This window comes from Janibacter sp. A1S7 (assembly GCF_037198315.1).
Taxonomy (GTDB): domain Bacteria; phylum Actinomycetota; class Actinomycetes; order Actinomycetales; family Dermatophilaceae; genus Janibacter; species Janibacter alittae.
In genome coordinates, this window is record NZ_CP144913.1 from 923875 (window position 1) to 935380 (window position 11506).

Genomic DNA, 11506 nt, shown 5'->3' on the forward strand with positions numbered 1-11506 from the left:
GTCGGCTACGGTCGCACCTGGCCACGTCCGATGTCCCTGCACCATCCGTCTTGAGGTTTCCTGTGATTTCGTCCCGTTACGTCGGCCGCCACGGTCGGTCGCGTGCCCGCATCTGCCTGCCGGCCATCGGGGGCAGTGGCGCCGCGCGCGCAGCCGCGAAGTCCGTGGCGGGCATGGGTATCGTCCTGGGGTCCGGGGCATTCGTCATCGCGCCGTCCTCGGCCGTCGGTACCGTCGACGTCGACCCGAGCGTCCTGGGTGCCGAACGCGCCATCTCCGCCACGGACCTCTTGGCGGACCGCGACGCGGGCTCCGAGGAGTCCACCGCCGCCCGCTCGGCCCGGCGCAGTGCTCCAGCAGCGATCACCGCGCCGGACGGCGGCCCCGGGCAGGCCGGCCCGGGGACGCTGGACGTCGAGCCGGTGGCCAAGCCGGAGCCGAAGCCGAAGCCGAAGCCGGAACCGGAACCGGAACCGGAAGCACCATCGGCGGACACCGGTGCGACACGGGCCGACGCGTCGACGGAGACCGACGGGCCCGCTGCTGAGCCGACGCCGTCCGGGTCGAGCGAGCCCGAGGCACAGGAGAGCTCGACCTCCGCGTCCGGCGGCGTGCAGACGGACGGCTATGCCGCGCAGGCGTCCGCGATCGGCCTCGGCCCGAACGCGAGTGCCGTCTACTCGGCCGTGCGCAACCAGTTCCCCGACATGACCAACATCGGGGGGTACCGCGCGGGTGACCCGGGTGACCACGGTTCCGGTCGAGCGGTGGACATCATGGTCAGTGGTGCCCGTGGTGACCAGGTCGCCGCATGGTTGCAGCAGAACGCCGGCAGCCTGAACATCAAGTACGTGATCTGGAAACAGCGCATCTGGCGCCCCGGCTCGTCATGGAGCGCCATGGAGGACCGGGGGTCGGCCACGGCCAACCACTACGACCACGTGCACGTCTCGGTGCACTGACGCGGCGTCACAACAGTTTGGGCAGCGCGGCCAGGAAGGCGATGCCGACGACCATCAGGGCGGAGGTCATCGCCACAAGAGTCCATGACAGGGCGCGGGATCCGATGCGGGTGGCGAAGGCGGCGAAGAAGAGGACGAGCGCGAACAGCACCGTCAGCAGGGTGTAGCGGTCACCCCGCGCGTTGTCGTCCAGGCCCTCTTGGAAGAGAGCGTCGGCACGCTCGTCCGCGGCCGTGGCCTTGATCGCCCCCGGTGGGATGTACGAGTCGAGCTCGAACGGGCTCTTGGGAGCTGAAGGGTTCTTCAGTGGTTTCGTGGACTTCCATTCTGTGAAGGCCACGTCGAAGTGCGGGGTGAAACGCTCTTGCGCGAAATCAGCGAGCCGTTGGTCATCTTCGGAAACGGCCTTCAGGTAGATGCCGAAGACCTGCAGATCGATGGCGCGCGCGGCGTCGGCGTGCGTGGCCTGTCGGGATGCCTCGATCCGCTGCGAGGACGCCTTCGAGAAATTGATGGACATGCTGCCGCCCCACTTGCTGCTCTCGAAGCCGCTCCACGCGGTGAGCACAGCCGTCAGGGAAAGCACCATGACGATGACCATCTCCCGGGCTTTCCCGGCACGATCGTCGGTCTGGGCAGACATGATGTGAAACCGGCGCTCTAGCTCAGGGCTTTGCTCTTGAGCGAGTCGTACTCCTGCTGGGTGATGGTCCCGTCCTCCAGCAACGCCTTCGCCCTCTGAATCTGATCGGCGGGCGCGGCCGTGGCCACGGACTTGATGTAGGCGTCCTGGGCATCGATGGCCGACTGGACGGACCGGGCCCGTCGCCGCGCCATCCCGTCGCCACGAACGATCAGGTACACCAGCGCCGTGAGCAGCGGGAGGAACAACAAGAAGATCACCCACACCGCCTTGACGATGCCGCGGGTGTCATGATCGGCGAACAAATCGCCGATGATCGAGAACAACATCATCAGGTAGAAAAGAAATCCGAAACTCACGATGATGAGCCAGAGAACGTCCCAGAACGACATCGAATCTCCTCTTTGATTTTCGCGAAGGCGTCCTTTGTCGTCGGCCCTCTTCGCGGTTGTTGTTGCGTCAGCGTAATGTCTCCACGTCCACGGGGGCCAGCCCGGATCCTTCACGATTCATCGGGTCCGACAATTCCCACCGTGGAAGGTGCTCCGCAACTGAAGCGGACGTGGTGGGCCTATCGGTTCGTCCGCCCCGGTGGCCGGCCCCGGACGAGGTGACGCCCGTGAGCGCGGGTCACGGCGCCGAACTCGAGATTCCCGGTCGACGGATGTACCTGGAAGGGCGGCAGCGACCGAGCGACGAGCCACAGTGGTGCGAGGGTGAGGCAGAGCAGAGGAAGGACCTCGACGTCGCCGACGGTGATGGCCGCCAGGAACAAGGCGATCCAGCCGTCGCGATCGACGGCGATCACCGCTCCCAGCGTGCCGGCAGCGACCGCCAGAGCCGGCGGGACGGCGGGGACCAGCGTCGTCGCGCTGAGCCCGACCGCCACGCCGACGAAGACCGCGGGGAAGATCCGGCCCCCACGGAATCCGGCCGCGGCGGCGACGAGCAGTGCCAGCACCTTGATCACCGCGATCAGGGCGAGCCCGCCCCAGGCGCGGTCGTCGACGGTGTCGGCCAACTCCTTGGTCTGGTCCAGTCCCTTGAACAGCGTCACCTCGCCGCCGAGCACACCGAGCACCCCCAGCAGGAGACCGGCGACACCCAGCGCCAGGACCGGACTTGCGAGGCGATGGAAGGCGGAGTGGAGGTATGGGAGCGCGAGCGCGCCGAGTCCGACGAGCCCGGCGGCGGTGATGGCGATGACCGGGACGCTGAGCAGGTCCCAGGCACGGGGGTGGGTGTAGTCGGGGACGTCCACGGCGAACGTCGGTGCCCCGACCAGCACCATGGTCAGCGAGCCGGCGCCGGCCGCGATGAGCGGAGGGAACAGCAGGTCGAACAGCCGCTGTCCGGGGCCGGTGCGGCTGGCGAGGGTTTCGGTGAGGACGAGCGCGGCCGCAACCGGTGTCGCGAAGAGGGCACCGATGGTCCCGGCGGTGGCGAGGACTCCCGCGCCTGCCTGTGCCGTGGCGTCGCGTCGGCGGGCAAGGATCCAGACGGCGAGGGCGACATTCACCGCGATGATGGGGTTCTCCGGGCCCAGACTCACCCCGCCGGCGAGGCCGAGGACCAGAGCAAGCGCCAGTCCCGGAAGTGCTCCGATCGGCAGTGGCGGGGCGACCAGGCCGGTGGTTACCGGATCGGTGCCGGCGTGCCCGGGCACCCAGCGGATCGTTGCTCCGACCAGCAGCCCCGTCGTGGTCAGCACGGCGATCGTCCACCACCAGGCGGCGCCGTCGGCATGGGCGATTCCCCAGGCGTCAGGAACATCACGCCACACGAACTCCTGGAGGCGCTCCGCGATCGCGGACAGCCCCAGCAACGTCAGGGCGCTGAGGACGCCGATGAGTGCTGCAGTGGGCACGGCCTTGAGCAGCGACGATGTCGTGGATGTCGTGCGCGGACCAGCCTCGGCCGCGTCACTCGGCTCCGGGGCCTGCGAGTCGCTTGTGCTCACGACACGAAGCAAACCACAACGTTCTTCGCCATTTCACGGATTGGCTGGCCACGCACTGGCGCTCGTCGGTCAGGGTCAGCACCGGGTGGGCGATCGGTCAGTCGACGGCGCGCCGGAGGAAGCCCCGGATCCCGACCAGCAGGAACCCGGCGGTGGCGATCGTCAGCCCGACCACGATCCATCCTGCCGGGAGGTGCGGTGCGGCGGTCAGGGTGCCGCGCATCCCCTCGGAGACGTAGGTCAGTGGGTTGAACAGCGTCACGACCTGGAACCAGCGCAGGCTGTCCAACGCCTGCCAGGGGTAGAAGGTCGATCCGGTGAAGATCAGCGGCGTGAGCGCGACGGCGAAGATGACGTTGATCTGGTTGGGCGGGACCACGGTGCCCAGGACGAGGCCGATCGCACTCCCGGCGAAGCCACCGACGACGAGCAGCACGACGAAGAGGGGCCAGTGTGCTCCCTGCACCTGGAGTCCGCCGGGCAGGATGAGGGCACCGAGCGGCAGGATCAGGGCTGCCGCGACGATCGCCCGGAGGGTCGCGAAGACCAGCTTCTCCAGGGCGACGGCCCATGGTGCCAGTGGCGCCAGCAGCCGGTCCTCGATCTCCTTGGTGAAGGAGAACTCGATGACCAGGGGCAGCGCGACGTTCTGCAGGGCGGTGAGCACGAGGGTCAGCGCGATGATGCCCGGTAGCAGCTGGGCGCCGTAGTCAGGTCCGGCCGCGCCGATCTCGGGCAGGACCCGACCGAAGACGAACAGGAAGGCCAGCGGCTGCAGCAGGGCCTGGGCCAGGAATCCGGGCAGGTCGTGACGCACGGTGTTCCACGTGTCCCGTTGCAAGAGGCCGACGAAGGCCCTGGTGGCCGTGGAGTTGGCGGTCACGCTGCTGCGGACCATCGTGCTGCTGGTGGTGCTCATCGCAGTTCCCGTCCGGTCAGGTGCACGAAGACGTCCTCGAGGCTTCCCTCGAGCCGGTGCACGTCGAGTACGTCGCAGGCGTCGTTCTCCGCGGCCGTGATCGCCGCGGAGAGGTCCGGCTCACCGAAGCACCGCACCCGCCATCGGTCGTCGTCGAGCTCGATGGTCTCGACGGCGCCCACCGACTCGAAGGCTGCGACCGGGTCGTGGTCGCTGCGCACGATCAGGTCCAGCCCTCGCCCCTCGGGCAGCAGCCCGCGCAGACCACTGGGAGTGTCGAGTGCGATGCGCTCGCCGTGGTCGACGATCGCGATCCGGTCGCACAGCCGGTCCGCCTCGGCCATGTCGTGAGTGGTCAGCAAAATGGTGGTTCCCGACGCCCGCAGCTCGGCGACCCGGTCCCACAGGAAGAGGCGCGACTGGGGATCCAGGCCCGTGGTGGGCTCGTCGAGGAACAGCACCACCGGTTGGTGCATCAGGGCGCGGGCGATCATCAATCGCTGGGCCATCCCCCCGGAGTAGTTGTCCACCCGCTCCGTGGCGCGGTCGGCGAGGCCGAACTCCTCGAGGAGCTCGTCGGCTCGCCGTCGCCGCTGCGCACGGCCGACCCCGAAGTAGGCACCGTGGAAGGTCAGGTTCTCCCGCGCGGTCAGGGCCCGGTCGAGGTTGGCGCGCTGTGGCATGACGGCGATCCGACGCTTGACCTCCTGCGGTCGGGTCGCCACGTCGATGCCGTCGATCGAGGCCGAGCCACTGGATGGACGCACGCGGGTGGTCAGCACCCCGATGGTCGTGGTCTTGCCCGCCCCGTTGGGGCCGAGCAGACCGAAGATCTCACCCGGGGCGACGGTGAAGCTGACGCCCTTGAGCGCCTCCGGGCCGCGGGCGCCGTACTGCTTGCGCAGATCGGACACCTCGATGACCGCATCCGTCCTGGTGGGGGCGCTGGTCGTGGTCGCCACGTCGTTCACTCTCCTTCGTCCGGGTCAGTCGATGCCTGGGGTGGCGAGGTCAGGGACTCCGCTGGGCTCACCCGCGGTGTGCCTCGTCCGGTCCCGCTGGTCCTTGAACGCGAAGGCCAGCGCCATGAGCACGACCAGGCCGATGAGGCCGAACCCGACCGCGATCGCGACCGACCAGCTGCCGCTGACGCCGAGTGTGGCGAAGGCGGCGGAGGTGATGACGGCGATGCCGATCGAGGTGCCGATGCGCTGTCCGGTCTGCATCACCGCTCCGGAGCTGCCGGCGTAGTCGAGCGGGATGTCGGCCAGGGTCAGGGTCTGGTTGGGGCTGATGACGGCTCCCTGACCGACGCCGATGAAGGCCAGACTCGCCAGCAGCCACCATTCGCTCACCAGGCCCTGTGCCTGCAGCACGACGACCACGATGCTCAGCGCCAGTCCGACCAGCGCGAAGACCAGGCCACCGATGACGACCTTGCGTCCGTAGCGGTTGACCCGTCTGCCGGCCCAGCTCGCGGCGTACGCGGAGATCAGTGCGGAGGGGACACCGATGAAGCCGGCCTGGAGGGCGCTCTTGCCGGTGCCCTCCTGCAGGTACAGCGCCACGAGCACCCAGATGCTCGTCATGCCCAGGAAGTAGAGCATGACGATGACGCTGCCGTTGGTGAAGCTGCGGATGGAGAAGATGTCGAGATCGACCATCGGTGCCCGGCCGGTGGCGCGGTAGTGCTGCTCCCACTTCACCCAGGCCCACCCGAGGAGGATGCCGACGGGCAGCAGCAGCCACAGCCACGCCGACGAGCGACCCTCGACGAAGGGGAACATCGTCGCCAGCACGGCCAGCCCGAGCAGGATCGAACCGATCGGGTCGAAGGAGCGGGAGGCCTTGGGCGCGCCCGCCGCGGTGCGGCGCAGGAGCGGACGCGGGAACCAGCGCAGCGCGAGCGCGAGACAGAGCAGGCCCACGGGCACGTTGACGAGGAAGGTCAGTCGCCACCCCAGCTCGGGTCCACCGAGCTCGATGAGCAGGCCACCGAGGACCGGACCGATGCCGACCGCGACCCCGACGACGCTGCCGAAGTAGCCGAAGGCCTTCCCTCGCTCGGACCCGCGGAAGTACTGCTGGATCATGCCGACGCCCTGCGGGTTGAGCAGGCCGGAGCCGACGCCCTGGACGAAGCGGGCCGCGTTGAGCGCGTCGGCATTGGGCGCCAGACCGGCCGCGACGGACGCGATGGTGAAGACGCTGACCCCGAGGACGAAGATGCCGCCGCGCCCCATGAGGTCGCCGGCGCGTCCGGCAGCGACGAGCACGACGCCGAAGGTCAGGGCGTAACCGGCGAGCACCCACTGGGCGTCCGAGTCACTGGCGTCGAGGCCGTGCTGGATGGAGGGGAGGGCGACGTTGACGATGCTCACGCTGATGAGCGACATGAAGATCGCGACGAGCAGCACCCACAGCACCCGCCAGCGGTGCGCCTCCGAGATCACGTCACGAGGGTCCGCGTCGTTCTGACCCGCCACCCGTGACCTCCTCACCTCGATTCGTGCATCCTGCACACAAACGCCGGGACGCCCCCGTTCATTCCCACGGAGCATCCCACCTGCCGGCGTTGCGCGTACCCGTCACGCGGTATGTCGGGACACGGGTGCGCACAGCGCCGCCAGGCGAAGGGGGGATGTCAGCGGTAGTCGCTGAGCAGCCCCAGCGGCTGGTCCTCCCACCCGAGGTCGCGGATGAGCCCCCAAGCGTCCGGGCGGGAGCCGTCGACGTCCCGCACGCCGTACTCGTCGGACAGCTGCCGGGCGGTGAGGACGGCGCCGTGGTGACGTGCCACGTCAGCATCCGCAGCGAGGGCCGCCACCCCCCGTGCGACGTAGGTCGGTGTCTCCGAGGCCCCGAACCCCGGGACCGTCGCGGCGGCCTGCTGCCACGTCTTCTCCGTGACGCCGACGTTCTCCAGCATCGCCTCCGAGCGCAGCCATCCCGGCGTCACCCCCACGACCGTGACCGGCTGCTCCGCCAGCTCGGCCGTCAGGCTCGTGATGAGACGGTCGATGCAGCCCTTGACGTAGTCGTAGTAGAAACCGACGCCCTCCCGGTACCCGGTGTTCACCTCGCTCGGCCCGTCGGTCATCTCCACGAGCAACCCACCGCCGGACTCGAGCACCAGAGGCAGAGCGAGCGCGCTGGTGATGACGTGGGTGTCGATGCCCATCCGCAGCATCCGCAGGCCACCGGCGAGGTCGTGCTCCCACAGCGGGGTGCCGAACTGCGCGTACCGGTCCCCGCCGAAGATGTCGTTGACCAGGACGTCCAGCCGCCCGTGGCGCTCGCGGATCCGCTCGACGAGGGTGCGCACCTCGTCCGGATCGGTGTGGTCGACCACCTCGGCGACGCCCGCGCCGCCGGCCGCCTCGATGAGGTCGAGCGTGTCCTCGATGGTCTCCGGCCGCTCGATCTCGGACGCGCCGCACGCGCGGCTGCTGCGTCCGCTCGCGTGGACGAGTGCCCCCGCCCGCGCGAGCTCGACGGCACACGCCCGCCCGGCACCCCGGGTGGCTCCGGCGACGAGGGCGACGGTTCCGGACAACGGCTGGTCCTCCATCCACCCAGTCTGGCAGCGGCGACCAGCCGGTGGAGGCGGGAATATCCCCCTTCGTCCATCCGTAGACTCTTGGTGATGACCACGTATCTCGATCACGCGGCGACCACGCCGATGACCCCGGCTGCCCGGGAGGCGATGGTCGAGCAGCTGGCAGTCGTCGGCAACGCCTCGAGTCTGCACGCGCCCGGCCGGGATGCGCGGCGCACCGTCGAGGAGTCCCGCGAGCAGATCGCCTCGGCGCTGGGCGCGCGGCCGAGCGAGATCGTCTTCACCTCCGGCGGGACCGAGGCCGACAACCTCGCGGTCACCGGCAGCTTCCGCTCCGCCCGCGCGGCCGACCCGCGACGCACCCGGGTCGTCGTCAGCGCGGTCGAGCACCACGCCGTCCTCGACCCCGTCGACCACGCCGTCGAGCACGAGGGTGCACAGGCGACCTTCGTGGTGCCGGGGGAGTGCGGCACCGTCCAGCCGAGCGACGTGCGCGCGGCGATCGAGACCGACCCCACCGACGTCGCCGCCGTGTCGGTGATGTGGGCGAACAACGAGGTCGGCACCGTCCAGGACGTCGCCGCCATGGCCGAGATCGCCCACGAGCACGGGGTGGCCTTCCACACCGATGCCGTGCAGGCCGTCGGTCACCTGCCCGTGGACTTCGCCGCGAGTGGTGTCGACCTGATGAGCGTGAGTGCCCACAAGCTCGGGGGACCGATCGGGATCGGTGCCCTCGTCGCCAGGCGGGACGCCCGCCTCATCGCGCTCAGCCACGGAGGCGGACAGGAGCGCGGTATCCGCTCCGGCACCCTTGACGTCGCCTCGATCCGCGCCTTCGCCGTGGCGCTCACCGAGTCGGTCGATCGAAGGGAGGAGGAGGCCCGCCGCGTCGGCGGGCTGCGCGACCGCTTCCTCACCGGGGCCCGGGCACTGGACCTCGGCATCGGCGTCACCGGTTGCTGGGAGGTCGGCGACGTGACGACCCGTCTGCCGCACAATGCCCACATCACCATCCCGGGCTGCGAAGGAGACTCGATGCTCTACCTGCTGGACGCGGTCGGCGTCGCCGTCTCGACCGGCTCGGCCTGCCAGGCCGGCATCCCGCAGCCCTCCCACGTCGTGCTCGCCATGGGCCGGTCCGAGGAGGAGGCACGCGGCTCCCTTCGCGTCTCCTTCGGCTGGACCTCCACCGAGGAGGATGTCGACGCGATCCTGACCGCCCTGCCCGAGGCGGTCGGCCGCGCCCGTCGCGCGAGCGGAGTGGCCTGAGCCATGCGTGTCGTCGCTGCCATGAGCGGCGGGGTGGACTCCGCCGTCGCCGCCTCCCGGATGATCGAGGCCGGTCACGACGTCGTGGGCGTGCACCTGGCGCTGGCCAAGGACGCCAAGACGCTGCGCGAGGGCGCTCGCGGGTGCTGCACGATCGAGGACGCCGGCGACGCCCGTCGCGTCGCCGACAGGCTCGGCATCCCGTTCTACGTGTGGGACATGGCCACCCCCTTCGAGCGGGACGTGGTCGAGGACTTCGTGGCCGAGTACGAGGCGGGCCGCACCCCGAACCCGTGCCTGCGCTGCAACGAGAAGATCAAGTTCGCCGCGCTGCTCGACAAGGCGCTCGCGCTGGGCTTCGATGCCGTCGCGACCGGGCACTACGCGCAGATCGTCCACGGCCCGAACGGCCGCGAGCTGCACCGCGCCGTCGACGACGCCAAGGACCAGTCCTACGTCCTGGGCGTGCTCGACGAGGAGCAGCTGGCCCGTGCGTTCTTCCCGCTGGGTGACACGACCAAGCCGGACATCCGGGCGGAGGCTGCCGGGCGCGGCTTCGCGGTCGCCAAGAAGCCGGACAGCCACGACATCTGCTTCATCTCCGACGGCGACACCCGAGGCTGGTTGACCCGGCGGCTCGGGGAGCGCGAGGGCGAGATCGTCGACGAGGGGTCCGGCGAGGTCGTCGGGGAGCACCGTGGCGCCTACGGGTTCACCGTCGGTCAGCGGCGCGGTCTCGGGCTCGACCGCTCGGGCCTGGACGGAGCGCCGCGCTACGTGACGCGGGTCGAGGCCCGGTCCAACCGGGTCTTCATCGGCACGGCCGACCTGCTGGGGAGCGACGAGATCGAGGCCGACCACGTGCGCTGGTGCGGTCCGGCCGCCTCCGGCCGCCACCGCCTCGGGGCCCAGATCCGCGCCCACGGTGAGGAGATCCCCGCGCTCGCGGAGGTCTGGGACGACCCTGCCGAAGGGGGCGGGTCCCGCTTGCGGGTCCGCCTGGACACCGCGGTCCGCGGCGCGGCACCCGGCCAGTCGATCGTCCTCTACGACGGTACCCGCGTCGTCGGGTCCGGCACGATCAGCCGCGCCGGTCGTGCGGACCGTGGCCCCGCGCACGTCGGTGGTGGTGGACGTGCCGAGGAATCCACCGCGCCTGACCGTCCACGCGGGGGAGGAGCTCGGTGACGATCGCGTCCGCGGTCGGCTCGTGGCCGGGCGCTCGTCCCCGTGAGGCCGTCGTCGCCGTCCGCGACCTGCTCGGAGACGGCATCCCCCACCTGCCCGAGCTCCCCGCACGCGGCCCGGGCGCCGACGTCGTCGGCCGTGGCGTCGCGATGCTCGCCGACCTGCACGTGGAGACCCAACCGTACGGCTGGCGGTTCACCGACCGGGCCGGCCGGGACGAAGGGAGGGCCCGCGGCTTCCTGCGCGAGGACCTCGACGAGCTCGCCGAGGCCTACGACGGATGGAGCGGACCGCTGAAGGTCCAGGTCGCGGGTCCGTGGACGCTCGGTGCGAGCATCGAGCTGCCCCGCGGGGAACGGGCCGTCTCCGACCCGGGAGCGCGTCGGGACATCGCCGGGGCGCTCGCCGAGGGGGTGCGCCAGCACGTCGCCGAGGTCGAGCGACTCGTGCCGGGGGCCTCGGTGGTCGTGCAGGTCGACGAGCCCGGCCTGCCCGCCGTGCTGGATGGCCGCCTGCCGACCCAGTCCGGCTACGGCCGGTTGCGCGCCGTCGACCGCGGTGAGGTCCGCGACGGCCTGCGCACGATCATCGACGCGCTGCAGGGGCACTCGACCGTCGTGCACTGCTGCAGCGACGACGTGCCGGTGACGCTGCTGCGGGAGACCGGCGCCACCGGGATCTGTCTGGACACCTCGCTCGTCGACGACCGGCGCTGGGAGCAGCTGGCCGAGGCGGTCGAGTCCGGGGTCACCCTCTGGGCGGGGGCCCTGCCGACCTCGGGCGAGAGCGACTGGCGCACTGCCCGCGACCGGCTCGTCGATGCCTGGCACCGCGTCGGCCTGCCCGATGGCGCGCTGGGGGACCTCGTGATCACGCCCGCGTGCGGACTGGCCGGGGCGCCCCCTTCGTCCGCGGTCTCGGTCCTGCGCACCACCCGCGATCTCGCCGCGGCGCTGACCGACGTCGCGGCCGGCTGATCACGCCCCTACGAAATGCTGCAGGC

11 protein-coding genes are annotated in these 11506 nt (G+C 70.6%); 4 read left to right on the forward strand and 7 right to left on the reverse strand.

The features are described 5' to 3' along the window. Positions 1 to 62: 62 nt before the first annotated feature. The gene (locus V1351_RS04520) at positions 63 to 962 is read left to right on the forward strand and encodes a hypothetical protein (RefSeq protein ID WP_338751123.1); all 900 of its coding nucleotides are present in this window, start codon (positions 63 to 65) and stop codon (positions 960 to 962) included. A 7-nt stretch (positions 963 to 969) separates the two neighbouring features. Here the strand turns inward: V1351_RS04520 and V1351_RS04525 are convergent, their stop codons facing one another. The 7 genes from V1351_RS04525 to V1351_RS04555 form a co-directional block, all read right to left on the reverse strand. Continuing rightward, positions 970 to 1605 (reverse strand): hypothetical protein, encoded by a 636-nt coding sequence (locus tag V1351_RS04525; protein ID WP_338751125.1) that lies wholly within the window; start codon positions 1603 to 1605, stop codon positions 970 to 972. A 17-nt stretch (positions 1606 to 1622) separates the two neighbouring features. Further along, the gene (locus tag V1351_RS04530) at positions 1623 to 1997 is read right to left on the reverse strand and encodes an SHOCT domain-containing protein (protein WP_338751126.1); all 375 of its coding nucleotides are present in this window, start codon (positions 1995 to 1997) and stop codon (positions 1623 to 1625) included. 179 nt (positions 1998 to 2176) lie between these two features. After that, a complete protein-coding gene (locus tag V1351_RS04535) occupies positions 2177 to 3565 on the reverse strand; it encodes an ion channel protein (RefSeq protein ID WP_338751128.1) in 1389 nt (462 codons plus the stop codon). A gap of 97 nt (positions 3566 to 3662) precedes the next feature. After that, positions 3663 to 4484 (reverse strand): ABC transporter permease, encoded by an 822-nt coding sequence (locus V1351_RS04540; RefSeq protein WP_338751130.1) that lies wholly within the window; start codon positions 4482 to 4484, stop codon positions 3663 to 3665. Beyond that, complete coding sequence (locus tag V1351_RS04545; protein ID WP_338751132.1) at positions 4481 to 5446, reverse strand: ABC transporter ATP-binding protein; 966 nt, start codon at positions 5444 to 5446, stop codon at positions 4481 to 4483. The genes V1351_RS04540 and V1351_RS04545 overlap by 4 nt, the downstream gene beginning before the upstream one ends. Positions 5447 to 5470: 24 nt before the next feature. After that, positions 5471 to 6970, reverse strand: coding sequence for an MFS transporter (locus tag V1351_RS04550; RefSeq protein ID WP_338751135.1), 1500 nt, complete (start codon positions 6968 to 6970; stop codon positions 5471 to 5473). Between the two features lie 158 nt (positions 6971 to 7128). Beyond that, entirely contained in the window at positions 7129 to 8055 is a 927-nt protein-coding gene (locus V1351_RS04555; protein ID WP_338751137.1) for an SDR family oxidoreductase, read from the reverse strand. A gap of 75 nt (positions 8056 to 8130) precedes the next feature. On the opposite strand from V1351_RS04555, the gene V1351_RS04560 reads away from it, so the two are divergent. Genes V1351_RS04560 through V1351_RS04570 form a run of 3 tightly spaced genes read left to right on the forward strand, consistent with a single transcriptional unit; the run spans position 8131 to position 11480 of the window. Then, positions 8131 to 9315 carry a cysteine desulfurase family protein gene (locus V1351_RS04560; RefSeq protein ID WP_338751139.1) on the forward strand — a complete coding sequence of 395 codons (1185 nt, stop codon included), beginning with the start codon at positions 8131 to 8133 and terminating at the stop codon, positions 9313 to 9315. 3 nt (positions 9316 to 9318) lie between these two features. Next, positions 9319 to 10503: a tRNA 2-thiouridine(34) synthase MnmA gene (mnmA, locus tag V1351_RS04565; protein ID WP_338751141.1), complete on the forward strand. Its 1185-nt coding sequence runs from the start codon at positions 9319 to 9321 to the stop codon at positions 10501 to 10503. Beyond that, entirely contained in the window at positions 10500 to 11480 is a 981-nt protein-coding gene (locus V1351_RS04570; RefSeq protein ID WP_338751143.1) for a methionine synthase, read from the forward strand. The genes mnmA and V1351_RS04570 overlap by 4 nt, the downstream gene beginning before the upstream one ends. The last annotated feature ends 26 nt before the right edge of the window (positions 11481 to 11506 follow it).